The organism is Variovorax sp. AC194 (genome assembly GCF_979257995.1).
The window spans coordinates 1-17032 of the sequence record NZ_OZ409823.1; the positions used below are offsets into that span (position 1 = coordinate 1).

Annotated in this window: 12 protein-coding genes; all 12 read right to left on the reverse strand. The window is 67.2% G+C overall.

All coding sequences use genetic code 11. From position 1 onward, the window contains the following. On the reverse strand, positions 1-1965 hold a 1965-nt coding region (locus tag ACZYRS_RS00005; protein WP_463417648.1), incomplete at its 3' end, for a type VI secretion system Vgr family protein. A 63-nt stretch (positions 1966-2028) separates the two neighbouring features. Next, the gene (locus ACZYRS_RS00010) at positions 2029-4359 is read right to left on the reverse strand and encodes a type VI secretion system Vgr family protein (RefSeq protein WP_463417649.1); all 2331 of its coding nucleotides are present in this window, start codon (positions 4357-4359) and stop codon (positions 2029-2031) included. 22 nt (positions 4360-4381) lie between these two features. Beyond that, positions 4382-7096, reverse strand: a complete 2715-nt coding sequence (gene tssH, locus ACZYRS_RS00015; protein WP_463417650.1) for a type VI secretion system ATPase TssH — start codon at positions 7094-7096, stop codon at positions 4382-4384. Continuing rightward, positions 7093-8289, reverse strand: coding sequence for a type VI secretion system baseplate subunit TssG (gene tssG, locus ACZYRS_RS00020; protein WP_463417651.1), 1197 nt, complete (start codon positions 8287-8289; stop codon positions 7093-7095). Before tssG ends, tssH begins: the two co-directional genes overlap by 4 nt. After that, on the reverse strand, positions 8286-10166 hold the full coding sequence (tssF, locus tag ACZYRS_RS00025) for a type VI secretion system baseplate subunit TssF (protein WP_463417652.1): 1881 nt from the start codon (positions 10164-10166) through the stop codon (positions 8286-8288). Before tssF ends, tssG begins: the two co-directional genes overlap by 4 nt. Further along, positions 10166-10693, reverse strand: coding sequence for a type VI secretion system baseplate subunit TssE (tssE, locus tag ACZYRS_RS00030; protein WP_198789454.1), 528 nt, complete (start codon positions 10691-10693; stop codon positions 10166-10168). The genes tssF and tssE overlap by 1 nt, the downstream gene beginning before the upstream one ends. 29 nt (positions 10694-10722) lie before the next feature. Next, positions 10723-11601: a type VI secretion system accessory protein TagJ gene (locus ACZYRS_RS00035; protein WP_463417653.1), complete on the reverse strand. Its 879-nt coding sequence runs from the start codon at positions 11599-11601 to the stop codon at positions 10723-10725. 150 nt (positions 11602-11751) lie between these two features. Then, entirely contained in the window at positions 11752-12234 is a 483-nt protein-coding gene (locus ACZYRS_RS00040; RefSeq protein WP_198789406.1) for an Hcp family type VI secretion system effector, read from the reverse strand. Positions 12235-12279: 45 nt separating this feature from the next. Continuing rightward, positions 12280-13788, reverse strand: coding sequence for a type VI secretion system contractile sheath large subunit (tssC, locus tag ACZYRS_RS00045; protein ID WP_198789407.1), 1509 nt, complete (start codon positions 13786-13788; stop codon positions 12280-12282). Positions 13789-13842: 54 nt separating this feature from the next. Continuing rightward, a complete protein-coding gene (gene tssB / locus ACZYRS_RS00050) occupies positions 13843-14427 on the reverse strand; it encodes a type VI secretion system contractile sheath small subunit (protein ID WP_198789408.1) in 585 nt (194 codons plus the stop codon). A gap of 90 nt (positions 14428-14517) precedes the next feature. After that, a complete protein-coding gene (gene tssA / locus ACZYRS_RS00055; RefSeq protein WP_463417654.1) occupies positions 14518-15615 on the reverse strand; it encodes a type VI secretion system protein TssA in 1098 nt (365 codons plus the stop codon). 140 nt (positions 15616-15755) lie between these two features. Further along, positions 15756-16943, reverse strand: coding sequence for a fumarylacetoacetate hydrolase family protein (locus tag ACZYRS_RS00060; RefSeq protein ID WP_463417655.1), 1188 nt, complete (start codon positions 16941-16943; stop codon positions 15756-15758). Positions 16944-17032 lie beyond the last annotated feature (89 nt).

The window sequence follows — 17032 nt, forward strand, 5'->3', positions numbered from 1 at the left end:
GACGATCGTGGGTGCCACGACGATCTTGGGCCCCGCGATGGTCTTGACGTCGGGGCCAGTCACCAGCTTGATGTCCACGGCGTTGACGACTTCGATGAGGCCGCTGCCGGTGATTCGGATGTCGATGCCGCTTAAGAGGCGGATGGTGCTGCCGTTGACGGTCAGCAGGATGTCGCCGTCGACGGTCTCCGTGATGCCGCCGTTGACCGTTCGCGTCTCCCCGCCCGTGATGGTCTCGGTCGCCCCGCCCGTGATCGTGCGCGTCTCCCCACCCGTCACCGTCTCGGTCGCACCGCCCGTCACCGTGCGCTCTTCCCCGCCGTCGATGGTCTCGACGGCCCCGCCCGTGATGTGCCGCTCCTCGCCCGACTCGTACGTCGCCGACTCATGCCCCTTGATCAGCGTCGTGCGCGTCTTGTCGGTCGTGTGCGTCTCGTCACCCTCCACCTCCACGTCCAGGTTGCGCTCGGCGTGCACCAGGATCTGCTCGGCCCCCATCCTGTCCTCGAACACGAAGGCGTTCGCGTTCGCGCCCGAGCCGCCCTTGCTCGAGCGCGTCACGATCCCGCTCTTGGTCGCCTCGCCCGGCAGCGCGAACGGCGGCATCTGGTCCGCGTTGTACACGCGCCCCACGATCACCGGCCGGTCGGCACGCCCGCCGATGAAGTCCACCACCACCTCCTGCCCTATGCGCGGCGTGAACACGCCCCCGAAGCGCTCCCCGGCCCAGATGTGCGACACCCGCACGAAGCGCGAGCTGTTCTCGTTGCGCTGGCCCACGCGGTCCCAGTGGAACTGCACCTTGACCCGCCCGTATTGATCCGTCCAGATCTCCTCGCCCTCCGGGCCCACGACCGTTGCGGTCTGCGGCCCGCTCGTGCGCGGCACCGGCGTTTGCCTGGGCGCCCTGAACGCCAGCGCGCTGGGCTGCACCACGAAGTCGAAGTTGTATTCGCCACTGGCCGCCCCGCTCGCATAGCCGCCCTCGCGCAGCGCGTACGACACGCCCACCACCAGGTACTCCTGGTTGTCCTGCGAGCGCGGCGAGTTGCGCATCGTGAAGGTGTAGCCCGGCGCCATGCCGCGCACCGTCGCGTGGCCCGCGCTGCGCTGCGCGAGCGCCTGCGACTCCTGCAGCCGCACCCGCGCGTAGTGCTCCCCATCTCCCGCATCCGCGTAGTCGCCCAGCCACTCGTACATGTCGTAGCTGACGTTGCCTCCGCCCAGCGGCTGGTTGCGCACGTTGATCAGCTCGCCCTTGGGCGTGGTGAAGTTGAAGTCGTCCACCGTGTAGCTGCCCGAGCGCACCTCCTCGCTGGGCTGCCAGTCGCGGATGACCTCCATGTCTTCGCCGATGTCGCGGTCCGCCGCGAAGTAGTCGATGGTCTCGTAGCCAGGCATCGCCTCGTGCGCGCCGATGTCGTCGGCCAGCACCAGCGTGTGCTGGTTCTTCTCGTGCTTGAAGTAGTAGTAGATGCCTTCCAGCTCCATCAGCCGGCTCACGAAGGCGAAGTCGCTCTCGTCGTACTGCACGCAGTACTCCCACGTCCGGTAGCTGCCACCCAGCTTCTTCTCGAACGCGAAGCCGTAGTCGCCGAACACTTCCTCCAGGATTTCCACCACGCTCTTGTTCTGGAAAATCTTGTTGTCGCTCGAGCGCGTGAGGTACCACAGCCACGGCCGAACGCTCGCGCGGTAGATGGTGTGGCGTGACGTGCCGCCCTCGCGACCCACCATCGAGAAGCGCACCACCTGGCCGTTCAGAAAGCGCGGCTGCGCGCCCGCCGTCTGGATCTCCAGCGACAGCGCCTTGCCCAGCACCGACTTCAGGTCCAGCGCCGCGCTCGCACTCAGCAGGTCCACCTCCAGCTCGAACAGCTGCGACAAGCCCTCGGTGCCTCGCATCGAGCGGAACGCCAGCTGCTCTTCGCCCAAGGGGGTGTGGGCCTTCACGATTCTCACCATCGCTATCGTCTCCTTGTTCTCTCTCCAGGGCGAACGGCTGGCGGCCTCTGCACTGGCAACGCCTCAGTTGGTCCTGACGAAAATCGTTCCACGCGAGAACTTCGCGCCCGTTTGCTTGCGGGTCTTCAAATGCTGCTTCACCTCGACGAACCCGAGGGCGTACTTGCCTGCATAGTGAATCCGGCTCTTCACCGCCACGTTGGTGAAGAAGCCATTGGCAGACCAGAAGATCCGGCAGACCTGGAGCTTGTAGCCGTAGATGTCGAAGGCCTGGCCGTGGGATTTCGCCCTGAACGAATCGATCTCGTAGCGGGTCAGCCGCCAGTGGCTGTGATCTTCGGTCTTGATCGTGTGGATCGGGGTCTTGTAGATCACCACGTCGGCAATGAGCTCGTAGTTGACCGTGTTGATCGTGTAGGTGATCGCGTGCTTGATGATGGTGGGTGCGAACACGATCTTCGGCCCGCCCACCACGGTGATGTTGGGCCCGAGGACGACCTTGGCATCGATGGCATTCACGATCTCGATGCGCCCGCCGCCAGTGATGCGGATGTCGGTGCCACTCACGATGCGCACGACGGTGCCGTTCACCGTGAGGGTCACGGAGCCGTTCACGGTCTCCGTGATGCCGCCGTTGACCGTTCGCGTCTCCCCGCCCGTGATGGTCTCGGTCGCCCCGCCCGTGATCGTGCGCGTCTCCCCACCCGTCACCGTCTCGGTCGCACCGCCCGTCACCGTGCGCTCTTCCCCGCCGTCGATGGTCTCGACGGCCCCGCCCGTGATATGCCGCTCCTCGCCCGACTCGTACGTCGCCGACTCATGCCCCTTGATCAGCGTCGTGCGCGTCTTGTCGGTCGTGTGCGTCTCGTCCCCCTCCACCTCCACGTCCAGGTTGCGCTCGGCGTGCACCAGGATCTGCTCGGCCCCCATCCTGTCCTCGAACACGAAGGCGTTCGCGCCCGAGCCGCCCTTGCTCGAGCGCGTCACGATCCCGCTCTTGGTCGCCTCGCCCGGCAACGCGAACGGCGGCATCTGGTCCGCGTTGTACACGCGCCCCACGATCACCGGCCGGTCGGCACGCCCGCCGATGAAGTCCACCACCACCTCCTGCCCTATGCGCGGCGTGAACACGCCCCCGAAGCGCTCCCCGGCCCAGATGTGCGACACCCGCACGAAGCGCGAGCTGTTCTCGTTGCGCTGGCCCACGCGGTCCCAGTGGAACTGCACCTTGACCCGCCCGTATTGATCCGTCCAGATCTCCTCGCCCTCCGGGCCCACGACCGTTGCGGTCTGCGGCCCGCTCGTGCGCGGCACCGGCGTTTGCCTGGGCGCCCTGAACGCCAGCGCGCTGGGCTGCACCACGAAGTCGAAGTTGTATTCGCCACTGGCCGCCCCGCTCGCATAGCCGCCCTCGCGCAGCGCGTACGACACGCCCACCACCAGGTACTCCTGGTTGTCCTGCGAGCGCGGCGAGTTGCGCATCGTGAAGGTGTAGCCCGGCGCCATGCCGCGCACCGTCGCGTGGCCCGCGCTGCGCTGCGCGAGCGCCTGCGACTCCTGCAGCCGCACCCGCGCGTAGTGCTCCCCATCTCCCGCATCCGCGTAGTCGCCCAGCCACTCGTACATGTCGTAGCTGGCGTTGCCTCCGCCCAGCGGCTGGTTGCGCACGTTGATCAGCTCGCCCTTGGGCGTGGTGAAGTTGAAGTCGTCCACCGTGTAGCTGCCCGAGCGCACCTCCTCGCTGGGCTGCCAGTCGCGGATGACCTCCATGTCTTCGCCGATGTCGCGGTCCGCCGCGAAGTAGTCGATGGTCTCGTAGCCAGGCATCGCCTCGTGCGCGCCGATGTCGTCGGCCAGCACCAGCGTGTGCTGGTTCTTCTCGTGCTTGAAGTAGTAGTAGATGCCTTCCAGCTCCATCAGCCGGCTCACGAAGGCGAAGTCGCTCTCGTCGTACTGCACGCAGTACTCCCACGTCCGGTAGCTGCCACCCAGCTTCTTCTCGAACGCGAAGCCGTAGTCGCCGAACACTTCCTCCAGGATTTCCACCACGCTCTTGTTCTGGAAAATCTTGTTGTCGCTCGAGCGCGTGAGGTACCACAGCCACGGCCGAACGCTCGCGCGGTAGATGGTGTGGCGTGACGTGCCGCCCTCGCGACCCACCATCGAGAAGCGCACCACCTGGCCGTTCAGAAAGCGCGGCTGCGCGCCCGCCGTCTGGATCTCCAGCGACAGCGCCTTGCCCAGCACCGACTTCAGGTCCAGCGCCGCGCTCGCACTCAGCAGGTCCACCTCCAGCTCGAACAGCTGCGACAAGCCCTCGGTGCCTCGCATCGAGCGGAACGCCAGCTGCTCTTCGCCCAAGGGGGTGTGGGCCTTCACGACTCTGCTGGTCATGCTGGATCTCCTTGCTTTGGTGTCACTCGGCAAACTCGTAGTGGAAGTCGTCGCCAGCGGCCGAAAGCCGCACGCCCTTGAGCTTGCGCGCACTGACCGTGGCGCCGATGACTTCCTCGCTCAACCGCGGCAGGATGGTGTGCGTGAGGATCGCATCGATCATCCGGCCGCCCGACTCGATGGCGGTACAGCGGCGCGCCACGAGCTCCACGGCGCTGTCGTCGTAGTCCAAGGTAATGCCGTGGTTCGCCGTGAGCCGCGCGGCGATGCGGTCGAGTTGAAGACGGATGATGCGATGCAACGCATCGGCCTGCAACGGGTAATAAGGCACTACAACCAGCCGCCCGAGCAGCGCGGGCGCGAACACCTTCAGGAGCGGTTCGCGCAGCGCGGCCGCGAGCGGCTCGGGGTCGGGGCGCAGGGTCGGGTCTTCGCACAGCTGCATGACCAGGTCGGTGCCGACGTTGGAGGTCATGATGATCACGGTGTTGCGAAAGTCGATGTGGCGGCCTTCACCGTCTTCCATCCAGCCCTTGTCGAACACCTGGAAGAAAATCTCGTGCACGTCGGTGTGCGCCTTCTCGATCTCGTCCAGCAGCACCACGCTGTAGGGCCGGCGGCGCACGGCCTCGGTGAGCACGCCGCCTTCGCCATAACCCACGTAGCCGGGCGGCGCGCCCTTCAGCGTGGAGACGGTGTGCGACTCCTGGAACTCGCTCATGTTGATGGTCACGAGGTTCTGCTCGCCGCCATACAACGCCTCTGACAGCGCCAGCGCGGTCTCGGTCTTGCCGACGCCCGAAGGGCCGCACAGGAGGAACACGCCCACGGGCTTGTTGGGGTTGTCCAGCCGCGCGCGCGCGGTGCGGATGCGCCGCGAGATGGTCTCCAGCGCATCGGGTTGCGCGACCACGCGCGCCGAGAGAATCTCGCCCAGGCGCAGCACCGACTGCGCATCGTCGCGCACCATGCGGCCGATGGGAATGCCGGTCCAGTCGGCCACGACGGTGGCGATGGCCTGCGCATCGACGGCGGCGAGGATGAGCGGCGATTCGCCCTGCAGCTGCACGAGCTTGTCCTGCGCCTGGTCGAGCTCGGCGCGGATTTCTTCGGGTGTTCGCTCGGGCTCGGAGGGCGCGATGTGGGCGCGCTCTTCTTCTGTCTCTTCTTCGGCTTCGGCCTGCACCGGCACCGCCGCGGGCGACAGCAACTTGCGCAGCGCCACGATGCGCTCGACCAGCGCAGCCTCTTCCAGGCGCCGCTGCTCCAGCAGGTCGAGTTCGGCCTGCGCCGCCGCCACTTGGGCCGCGATGTCTTCGACACGCTGGTGCTCGCCCACGCCGATCGCCGCCTCGCGCCCCGCGATGCCCGATTCGATGCCCAGCACCTCGATGCGCCGCTGCAAGTCTTCCAGCGCGGCCGGCAACGCATGCTGGCTCAACGCGACCCGCGCGCAGGCTGTGTCGAGCAGGCTCACCGCCTTGTCGGGCAACTGCCGCGCGGGAATGTAGCGGTGCGAGAGGCTCACGGCCGCCTCGAGCGCGGCATCGAGGATGAGCACGCCGTGGTGCTTCTCCAGCTCCGCCGAAATGCCGCGCAGCATGATCACCGCCTTGGGCTCGGTGGGCTCATGCACCTGGATGGTCTGGAAGCGCCGCGTGAGCGCCGGGTCTTTCTCGATGTACTTCTTGTACTCCGACCAGGTGGTCGCGCCGATGGTGCGCAGCCGGCCGCGCGCGAGCGCTGGCTTGAGCAGGTTGGCCGCGTCGCCGGTGCCGGCGGTGCCGCCCGCGCCGACCAGCGTGTGCACCTCATCGACGAACAGCACGATGGGCTTGGGGCTCTTCTCCACCTCGTCGATCACCTGGCGCAGCCGCTGCTCGAACTCGCCCTTCACGCCCGCGCCGGCCTGCAGCAGCGTGGGGTCGAGCACCCACAGCGACACGTCCTTGAGCGAGGGTGGCACGTCGCCCGAAGCGAGGCGCGAAGCGAGCCCCTCGACCACTGCGGTCTTGCCCACGCCGGCCTCGCCGGTGAGCAGCGGGTTGTTCTGCCGGCGGCGCATGAGGATGTCGATGATCTGGCGGATCTCGTCGTCGCGGCCATACACCGGATCGAGCTCGCCGGCGCGCGCCTTGGCGGTGAGGTCGCTCGCGTACTTGGCGAGCGCCGAGCCGCCGGCCGGGGCGCCATCGCCCTGATGCTGCACCGCGGGCGCGCCGCCGCCCGTGCCCGTGCCTGGCGCGGCGTCGTAGTCGTCTTCGGGCGAACCTTCGGTCCACGCGGCGAGCTGCGCCACCAGCACGTCGGGCACGATCTTGTCGAACTCGCGCGAGATGCCCGAGAGCACCTGGCGCAGCCCCGGCGTCTTGATGATGCCGGCGAGCAGGTACGCGCCGCGGATCGACGTGGCCTCGAAACGCAGGCTCGCATACACCCATGCGCGCTCGACGGCGTTGTCCACGTGCTCGGAGATGTCGCTGATCGACGTCGCGCCGTGCGGCAGGCGGTCGAGCGCGCGCACGAGGTCTTGCTCCACCGCATCGAGGTTGAGCCCCGCGCGCTTGACGATGCGCAGCATGTCGCTGTCCTGCAGCTGCAGGATCTGGTGCAGCCAGTGCACGAGCTCGACGTACGCATTGCCGCGCAGCTTGGCGAAGGCGGTGGCGGTCTCCAATGCCTTGTAGAGCATCGGATTGAGCTTGGAGAAAAGAGAGACGCGGCGGATGTCGGTCATAGGGCCATGGAAGATGCGGATTCGGCAGGCCCATCGGCCGCCGAAGCATTGCGGGGATACAGCGCCTCGGGCGCGAACAGCATGTCGCCGGCGTCGGTGTCCGAGAGGCGCGTGCCGACCCAGCTGCCCCAGCCCAGGCCCTGGTCGCTGCCCAGTTGCATGCCGCGCGCTTCTTCTTTCTTCAGCACGAGCCGCAGTTCCCAGGCGAACTCGATGCCGACGTACTGCCGCACCCAGTCGACCACCTGCTGCAACCTGCGGCTGCCCGGCAAGAATTCGCGGAACTGCTGCTGCGAGAGCGGCCCGAGCTCCAGGCGAAACTTGCTCTGCGCATCGCGTACCGCCAGACCGATGGTCGCGCCGCCGCCCAGGCGATGGTTGCGCCCGAAGAGGCCGAGCGTGCTCACCTGCCGCTCGTCGATCATCACCCAGTCGCTCACGAATTCCTCGACGCGCACGGGCACGTCGAAGTACAGGCGCAGGATCTGGATCAGCCCCTCGGGGTTGCGCGTCTGGCGCACGAGGTGGCCCGCCATGAAGGTGCGCGCATGGTCGGCGATGCGGTCGCGTTCCTTCAGGCCCGGTTGCCCCATGTTCATGAGGCTCGCGACGTAATCGACGAAGCGGTGGCCGTCGGGCCGGTCCAGGCTGTTGACCGACTGCGCATCGGCCCACGCGCGGTAGAACAGCAGGATGAGCCGGTGATGGAACAGGTCGGCGAAGGCGCTGAGCGTGTGGTCGTTGTGGTGGCGCTTGCGTTCGCGCGCGTACTCGGTCAGGTGCAGCGGCAGCGGTCCGTTGGGGCCGAACAAGCCGAAGCCATAGATCGAGATGCGCGGCGGCCCGTCGCCATCGACGTCCACGCCCGACACGTTCGACGGCGCGAAGGCCATCGAGGGCTCCTGCCCGAGGCGCAGCGGCTCGTCCGAGGGGCGCGGTGCGCGGCCCAGCAGCGGGTGATCGCCTTGCGCATCGAGCCGGCGCAGCAGCATGAAGAGATCGTGCTCGAAGGGCTGATCGACCAGGCCGGCCCAGAGCGCGGGGTCCGCCAGCAGCGCATCGCGGCGGGGCGCCGTCGCGATCTCGCGCATCTCATGGCCAGCGGTTTCATCGGCCGAAGGCAGCTCGAACAATTCCTCGCCCTCCGCCTGCTCGGCGTGCGACATCCCGTTGGAGAAGCCGGCTGCACTCATACGGCGGGGCGGCGCCCGACCCGAGGGGTCCAGCGCGCGATTTCGCCGCGCTGCAGGCTGGAGAGCGCGAACTCGGTGAAGGCGTTGAGCGACACGTGGCGGCTGAAGAACTGCTCCAGCACCGCGCCGAAAAGATAAGGGCTCGCGCCGGAGAAGGCGACCTCGTCGATCTTGAGCGCCACCTCCACGCCGCGCCCGAAGACGATCGGCCCCGGCTCGGGCAGGCGGCGGAACACCGGCGCGAGCGCCATCGAGCGCACGCCCTGGATCTGGCGGCGCACCGCGGGGTCGGCGAGGTTGCCGTACAGGTCGAGCATCTCGCGCAGCGCGGCGGCGCCCTGCGCGGCATCGACGTCGGTGAGGCTCAGGTAATTGAGGCCCAGGTGGCTGATGAGCCGCCAGGTGAGCGCGCCTTCCGCGAGCGCGGGGTACGGCCGCGACGGGCCGCGCAGGATGCGGATCGCGCGCACGGGCGCCGAGATGCGCAGCGTGAAATCCGATTCGAGCCCCGTGGGCAGCAACAGCGGCAGGTCGCGGTTGGTGCACAGCGCATCGAGCGTGATGTGCCGCAGGCTGTGCGGAAACGGTGCGTCGTGCTGGTCCACCAGCGACACATACACCTCGCTGCCGGTGTAGCTGGTGCGCGTGCCCTGCGCGCGGGCGCGGTCGGACACCAGGCGCGGCTCGCGGCGCAGCGAGAAGTAGGCGCCGAAGTCGCCGTCGTCGGTCGCGAACGAGCCGAGGAAGGGGCGGAACTCCCGCTCCTCCGAGCCGTTGGCCATGTGGCCGGTGACGCGCTCGACGGTGAAGATCTCGAAGTCGCGCGGCCGCGTGCGGTCGATCACCGCGTGGTGCTCGTGCTGGCCGGGGCCGACCGGAATGCGGTCGCTCCTGCGCGGCACGAGGTTGATGATGGGCGTGCAGAAGAGCGAGAAATGCTTGGCATCGACCAGCCGCTCCAGGTCGCCGTCGGCGCGGTCCAGCAGGATCACGATTTCCATCGTGCTGCCGCTCATGGCCGAGACCGCGGCGCGCAGGTTCTTCACGCTGAAGAAGAGGTAGCGGTCGGGAAACGCGAAGTACTCGTGCAGCAGCCGGTAGCCCTGGAACGAACGCGCGTCGTAGGGCAGCAGCGACTGGTCGGGATCGAACCCTTCGTGGCGGATCGCCTCGTCGCCCAGCGGCACGATGCGCGAGGACCCGCCTTGGGCGCCCGGGCCGCTGCGGCACACGGTGCCCACGCTGTGGTGCGCCACCAGTTCGAGCACGCGCAGCGCGTGCAGCTCGGCGCCCGAGAGAAAGAACTCGAGCCTGTCGAGCGGCATCTCGGAAAAGCGCGCACCGCCCACCGCTTCGAGCTTGATGGTGATCGCGCTCTTGGCCTGGCGCGCCACCATCGGCATCGCATGCCCGATCTCCGCGGGCACCGGGCCGATGCTGGCCTCGGCGATGCGGATGGGCCACAGCGTGACGGCGTGGCCCGTGCGGAACTCGCAGGCCGTCTGCTCGCCCTTGATCATGCGGCCGCGCAGGATGGTGTGGCGCGGCAGCTCGTAGCCTGCCTTCAGCGACCCTTCGTTGAGGTTGCCGTCGATCTGCACCACCGCCATCGCGGGCAGCGGCGCGAGGAAGTTGGGGTACACCACTTCCAAGAGGCGCTGCGAGAAGCGCGGGAACTCCGCGTCCATCTTGAGCTGGATGCGCGCGGTGAGAAAGCTGAAGCCTTCGAGCAGGCGCTCCACGTACGGGTCGCTGACCTCGATGCCGCGCATGCCCAGGCGCCCCGCGATCTTCGGATAGCGCTGCGCGAACTCGGCCCCGAGCTCGTGCATGTAGGTGAGCTCGCGGTTGTAGTAGTCGAGAAGCCTTGCGTCCATCAGAGGCCTCCCGTGGGCCGCAGGATCATGTGGCCGCTTTCCAGGTCGAGCTCCGAGCGCAGGATGAATTCGATCGGGTAAGGCACCGACCACAGCGTGCCGCGGATCTCCAGCGCGAGCAGGTTGTGGTGTTCCAGGTCGGTCGCATCGGTCACGCAGCGCACGTCGATGCTGTCCTTCATGATGCGCGGCTCGAAGTCGATGATCGAGGCGCGGATGGCCGCCTCGACGTCCGCGAAGTCCACCTCCGACATGCGCCCGCCGGCCCAGCCGCGCACGCCGTAGTTCACGACCGAGCGCCGCGCGCGCGGCATGGCGTTGATGTCGTGGTCCGCGCCGAAGTTGGTGGTGTTGAGTAGCCACTGCAGATCGCGCAACACGGAGTCGCGCAGGAGCTTGCCGCTCATGAGGAAACTGCCCGCGCGCTCCTGGCGGCTTTGCGGCTGCTTGTCGGTCAGGCGGTCCAGCAGCACAGGCTGCAGGCGGTCGCGTGCGACGCTTTCCTGCGGATCGCCGTCGGCCTCCATGGGCACGCGGCTGGCGGGCAGCAGGGTGCTCACGGTGCGGCGCCCTCCGCGGTTGCCGCGTCGAATTCGACGAGCCGCACATCCAGGAGCGAATGGTCGCCGGCCTCGCTGATGAGCGTGCGCTGGCCGATGCCCGCGTACTGCTCCTCGCCCGCGAGCGGCAGCCAGTCGGTGCGGCGGCCCAGCGTGGTGTCGTCGTCGAGCCCGTCGAGCTTGCCGGGATAGCGCACCGGCACCAGGCCGTTGAGGCCGCGGCCGTCCTGCAGCACGATCTCGGCCGGCGCCCACAAGAGGTCGACCAAGTGCTGCGGGCGTTTGAATTTCAGGCGGCGCACCGCATGCAGCGGCAGCCACGCATAGCCCGAAGGCGTGAGGAGTTCGAGCACGGCGCCGATGCGCACGTCGCCATCGCAGAGCCAGGCGAAATCGGCGGTCTCGACCGGCTCGCCGTCGATGGCTTCGACGGCGCGCGAATCGGAACGGTCGACCACGCTCAGCGTGCCCTGCGATGCGGGCGCGTCCTGCCGCGCTGCTTCGCGCAATGCAGCCGCTTCGTCGCCCTGCTCGGGCGGCAACGCCGCCGCGGCGATCAGCCCGTCGACCCAGCCAGCGGGGCCGGCAACGACGGCCGGCGCGCGGCCGCCGTTCCCATTCCAGAAATCGGTGCGATGGCGCTCGGCCGCCAGCGCCATCGCGCAGGTGGCGCTGGCCGGCGCGAAAGAGGGATCGATCTTCGCGGCGAGCTTGAGCTGGTCTTCAGCCCGCTGCCATTCGCCGCGCAACGCGAGGAAATGGCACAAGGCGAGGCGCAGGCTGGCGTTCTGGGGACTCGCGCGGATCTGCCGCTGTACCCATTCGGTGTGCTCGGCCACGGAGCGCTCGCCCAGCACTGCAAACCCATCGCCCATGAAGCTTCCTCATTGACTGACTCGCACACGACGCGCGGGTCGCGCGCGTCGTGCGGTGGTGATCGATCCTCGGCCGGAAGGCGGGCTTTCTTTGCATCGGCGCGCGAGTTGCTCGCGCGGCCTGCCCCCGGCATGACTGCAACGGAAGACTCAGGCTTCCTTGTTTTCCTTGAGGTTCCAGGCCAGCACGGTCTCGGCGCCCTTGCCGCCCTTGTCGGTCTGCTCCCAGTACTGCTGCTTGACCTTGGCCGCCTGGAACGCGAACTGCACGAGCACCGCGTCGCCGCCCTGCTCGGCCGTGTACTGCACCGAGGTGACCAGCACTTCCTCCAGTGTGACGCGGGAGTACTCGATCTGCGTGCCGCCGGCCTTGCACACCGACACCTCGACCTTGCTCAGGTGCTTGCCGCTCGCGCAGTTCTTCATGATGGAAGGCGCCGCCTTGTCGATGCGCGCGAGCACCTGCAGGTCGTTGAAACTCGCCTTGCCCACACCGCCGCCACCGCCGCTGACCATGTTTCCAGGCTGCGTCGCACCCCACGCGAACGACTTGATATCGCTCCAGTCCTTGTGGTTCGAGTCCTTGGATTCGCCGTTCGCGCCCTCAACGCGCATGAACATGTCTACTGCCATGAGTAACCCCCAAAGTTATTTGCGCCCTCGTGGAGCACCGTTGATTTAGCTGCTGTCCTTCTTGTTGGACGGCAGCTTCGAAACCAGCCGCAAGGAAACCGTCAGCCCTTCGAGCTGATAGTGCGGCCGGAGAAAAAACTTGGCGGCGTAATAGCCGGGGTTGTCCTCGATGGCTTCCACCTGGACCTCCGCCGCCGCCAGCGGCTTCATTGCCTTCGTGTCCTGGGACGACGTGCCGGGGCTGCCGTCCACGTAGTTCATGATCCAGTCGTTGAGCCAGCGCTCCATGTCCTCGCGCTCGCGGAACGAACCGATCTTGTCCCGCACGATGCACTTGAGGTAGTGCGCGAAACGGCAGCACGCAAAGAGGTACGGCAGGCGTGCCGCGAGGTTCGCGTTGGCCGTGGCATCGGCGTCGTAGTACTCGGCCGGCTGCTGCAGCGACTGCGCGCCGATGAAGGCCGCGAAGTCGGAGTTCTTGCGGTGCACCAGCGGCATGAAGCCGTTCTTGGCGAGCTCGGCCTCGCGCCGGTCGCTGATGGCGATCTCGGTCGGGCACTTCATGTCCACGCCGCCGTCGTCGGTCGGGAAGGTGTGGGTGGGCAGGTTCTCCACCGCGCCGCCCGACTCCACGCCGCGGATCGAGGTGCACCAGCCGTACTGCTTGAACGAGCGGTTGATGTTCACGCCCATCGCATAGGCCGAGTTGGCCCAGGTGTAGCGGGTGTGCGCGGCCGAATCGGTTTCTTCCTCGAACTCGAACTCGTCCACCGGGTTGGTGCGCGCGCCGTACGGCAGGCGCGCGAGGAAGCGCGGCATGGCCAGGCCGATGTAGCGCGCGTCTTCCGATTCGCGCAAGCTGCGCCACGCGGTGTGCTCGGTGTTCTGGAAGATCTTGGTGAGGTCGCGCGGGTTCGACAGCTCCTGCCACGAATCCATCTGCATCACCGTGGGCGATGCGCCCGCGATGAAGGGGCAGTGCGCGGCCGCGGCAATCTTGGCCATCTCGCCGAGCATCTCCACGTCGGGCGGGCTGTGGTCGAAGTGGAAGTCGCCGATCAGCGCGCCGAAAGGCTCGCCGCCGAACTGGCCGTACTCGGCCTCGTAGACCTTCTTGAACAGCGGGCTCTGGTCCCAGCCGATGCCCTTGTGGCGCTTGAGCGAGCGCGCCACTTCGCGCTTGGAGGCGCACATCACGCGGATCTTCAGTTGCTCGTCGGTCTCGGTGTTGTTCACGAGATAGTGCAGGCCGCGCCATGCGCCTTCGAGTTGCTGGAAGTCCTCGTGGTGCAGGATCTGGTTGATCTGCTCGGAGAGCTTGCGGTCGATCTCGGTGATGATGCCCTGAACAGTGCGATAGGCATCGTTGGAGATGGTGACCGTGCTCTCCAGCGCCTGCACGGCGAGCGTCTTGACGGCGTTCTGCACGGCTTCGCGCGCCTGCTCGGTCTTGGGCTTGAACTCGCGCTGCAGAAGGTCGGAGAACTCGTTGGGCGCGAGCGCATCGACCGTGATGGCCTGTGCGCGCGCTGTCTGTTTCGGTGCGGTGCTCATGGTGGAGATCCTGTCGGCTTGCTGTGCGTTGCTCGGCTTGGCGTGGCTTGGCGCTTACTCGGAAGAACCGCCGGGTGCGGTGCTCGTTGCGCCCGTTGCTTTCTCGTTCGCCGCATCGACCGCCTTGGCGACCGCCGGGTTCGGCGCGGCGGCGAGCGACTTGAGAAGCGCCGGGTTCTGCAGCGCCTGCGCGATCAGTTGCTCGGCGCCGTTCTTGCCGTCCATGTACGAGAGCAGGTTCGACAGCTCCGTGCGCGCCGCCAGCAACTGCTGCAGCGCGCCCACCTGGCCCGCGATGCGCGCGGGCGAAAAGTCGTCCATCGTGTCGAAGGTGATGTCCACGTTCATCTGGCCTTCGCCCGTGAGCGTGTTGGGGACCTGGAACGCCACGCGCGGCTTGATCGACTTCATGCGGTCATCGAAGTTGTCGATGTCCACCTCCATGAATTCGCGCTCGGCCAGGTCTGGCATCGGGTCCATCTGCTTGCCCGCGAGGTCGGCGATCACGCCCATCACGAAGGGCAGCTGGATCTTGCGTTCGCTGCCGTAGATCTCGACGTCGTACTCGATCTGCACGCGCGGCGCCCGGTTCCGCGCGATGAACTTCTGACCACTGTTTCTGACACGGTTGTCTGCCATAAGCTTCCTCTTGAAACTGAATGCGTGGGTCGGACCTGGCGGCCTGTGTTTGCTGAATTCGACTCCCTCGTTGTCGGCGGCGAAGGCCGCCTACTCCGGGGCGGCTCCGCCGTTCAACGGCCGTCCGGCCAGGCTCTCTATCTTTTGCAATCCCTCGGGCACGAGCTCTTCGATGATCTGGAAGAAGTTCAGGTCCAGGAGTCTTTGCGCTCGCCGTATCAGCATGGGCGCCGGATGACTGGGCTCCGTGCGCTCCATGAACTGGCAAGCCTTCTCCAACAACACCTGCACATCATCACGGCTCGATATTTCAATCTCTTTAATACTTATTGCGCGTAGGCCTGCGCCGACATTTGCGGTACCGGGAACGGCGGTGCTTGTCCCCGCGGCGGTGCTCTGCGAAGCGCCTTGCGCATGCGCATCGGCTTCATGCGAAACGCTCGCCGCAGGCTCGGGCGGTGCCTGCTCGGGCATCAGCTGCACCACGGTGCGAAGCGAACGCTCGAGCCTCGAAAAATCCGGCGCCCAGCTCTGCCCGAGCGCCCGCTCGGAAGTCTCGCGAATGCGCTGCAGCAGCTCCAGCGCCGCGCGCAGGGCCACCACCTGCGGCGTGGCTTTCTCGTGCGCGCGCCGCGCCGCCTCACGCAACCGGCCGATGCCGCCGGGGTAGTCGATCTGCTCGGCCTTGCTCGAATCGAGCAGGGCTTCGACCTGCCGCAGGCTCACCGACGAGCCGCCGTCGTCGAGCAGCCGCGCATCGCGCACGCTGCGCCCCAGGCCTTCGGCTTCGGCCAGCGCGGCCAGCGCATTCATGCGCGGCAGCGGGTCTTCGAAACCGTCGTCGACGACGCGCGGATGCACGTCGTTCCAGAATTTCTGCAGCACCGCATCGACCAGCCGGAGGCCATCGACATAACCGGAGAGGCCGCGCGTTTCAGTCCATGCAAGGGTCAGCGGAACCAGCACCCGCAGGTCGCGCGTGCGTTCGCACAACTGCTTGGCGATGCGCTCCACGCGCGCCCAGTCGGGCGGTTCGGCCGGAATGATCGTCGCGCCGAATTGCTGCTCCCGCTTGCCGGTCGTCGCTTGCTGCAACGCCATGAAATCGGGGTCGTATTCCAGATCTTCGCCGCATGGAAGCGGGCCTTGGACAGGCGACTGCAACAGATCGATCTCACTCGGCAACAACCGGTCCCCCTTGAGTTAACCATCATCAACGTTTGGTTATCTTGAGGGGAACAGGAACGGTGGTCAACCGCAACCGAATGCAACGCTCGGGCAATGAAACCCAAAGAAGTACAGCTTCTTTTCAACGTTAAACGGAAGGACTACAGAAGACCACGCCCGCCAAGATTTCGCATCAACGCGCTTACGCCAAAAGTCCAACGCGGCGCCTGATCGGCATGCACGACGCGGTTGAACAGCGCGCCGAGTTCCGGTGCGCCGATGCGCACGTGGTCGCCGACGACGTGGGTGAATCCTTGCCCAGGGCCGTGACGGTCTTGTGTCGGCGCGAACATGGTGCCCAGAAACAACATGAAGCCGTCGGGGTAGTCGTGGTGAATGCCGACGGCCTGCGAGACGATGCCCAGCGGATCGCGGCTGATCTTTGTGAGCGAGCTCGCGCCTTCGAGCACGAAGCCTTCGGGCCCGGTCACTTCGAGTGCGACGGTGATGCGGCGCACCTCGGCGATGCCGAAGTGTTCGTCGAAGAGGCGGATGAACGGGCCGATCGCGCACGAGGCGTTGTTGTCCTTCGCCTTGCCCAGCAGCAGGGCGCTGCGGCCTTCGAAGTCGCGCAGGTTGACGTCGTTGCCGAGCGCGGCGCCCAGCGTCTGGCCGCGGCTGTTCACGGCCAGCACGACCTCGGGCTCGGGGTTGTTCCAGACCGAGCCCGAGTGGATGCCCACGTCGGCGCCGGTGCCCACGGCGGCGAGCACCGGGGCCTTGGTGAAGATCTCCACATCGGGGCCGATGCCCACTTCGAGGTACTGCGACCACACGCCCTGTGCGATCAGCACCTCCTTGACCTTCGCGGCCTCGGGCGAGCCGGGCACGATGTCCGCGAGGTTGTCGCCCAGCACCTTGCCGATGGCCGCGCGCGTGGCCTCGGCCTGCGAGGCATCGCCGCGCGCCTGCTCCTCGATCACGCGCTCCAGCAGGCTCGCAACGAATGTCACGCCGCTGGCCTTGATGACCTGCAGGTCGCACGGCGCGAGGAGCCACGGCCTGGCGTTGTCGCGCGCGGTTTCGTCGCTGTTGGCGAGCACGGCATCGAGCGCGGCAATGCGCGGTGCCTTGCCGCTCTTCAATGCATCGCGCACGGCGGCGGACGGCGAGCTCTTGGCTTCGAGCAGGTCGCTCATGGTCGGCGCGAGCTTCGACAGGTCGTGCAGGCCGCCTTCGTGCACGGCCACCAGCACCGGGCCCACATCGGGTTGCCAGATGCGGCCGACCAGGGTGGCGCGGTCGGCGTCGCTGGGGAGGCTGGTCGAGGGCGTGAGGTTCAGGGCCATGGTGCTGTGTGTCTCCGTTGTGGGTGTTCGGTGCGGCGCGCGAACGGCAAACGACGAGGCCGATGCGCGACGCCGCATCGTAGCCTCGG

Coding starts and splice junctions, on each gene's coding strand:
- tssE (WP_198789454.1), bottom strand. CDS start 10,693: ATGGAGGCCGACGGCGATCCGCAGGAAAGCGTCGCACGCGACCGCCTG.
- tssG (WP_463417651.1), bottom strand. CDS start 8,289: ATGAGTGCAGCCGGCTTCTCCAACGGGATGTCGCACGCCGAGCAGGCG.
- ACZYRS_RS00035 (WP_463417653.1), bottom strand. CDS start 11,601: ATGGGCGATGGGTTTGCAGTGCTGGGCGAGCGCTCCGTGGCCGAGCAC.
- ACZYRS_RS00060 (WP_463417655.1), bottom strand. CDS start 16,943: ATGGCCCTGAACCTCACGCCCTCGACCAGCCTCCCCAGCGACGCCGAC.
- tssH (WP_463417650.1), bottom strand. CDS start 7,096: ATGACCGACATCCGCCGCGTCTCTCTTTTCTCCAAGCTCAATCCGATG.
- ACZYRS_RS00040 (WP_198789406.1), bottom strand. CDS start 12,234: ATGGCAGTAGACATGTTCATGCGCGTTGAGGGCGCGAACGGCGAATCC.
- tssC (WP_198789407.1), bottom strand. CDS start 13,788: ATGAGCACCGCACCGAAACAGACAGCGCGCGCACAGGCCATCACGGTC.
- tssB (WP_198789408.1), bottom strand. CDS start 14,427: ATGGCAGACAACCGTGTCAGAAACAGTGGTCAGAAGTTCATCGCGCGG.
- ACZYRS_RS00010 (WP_463417649.1), bottom strand. CDS start 4,359: ATGACCAGCAGAGTCGTGAAGGCCCACACCCCCTTGGGCGAAGAGCAG.
- tssF (WP_463417652.1), bottom strand. CDS start 10,166: ATGGACGCAAGGCTTCTCGACTACTACAACCGCGAGCTCACCTACATG.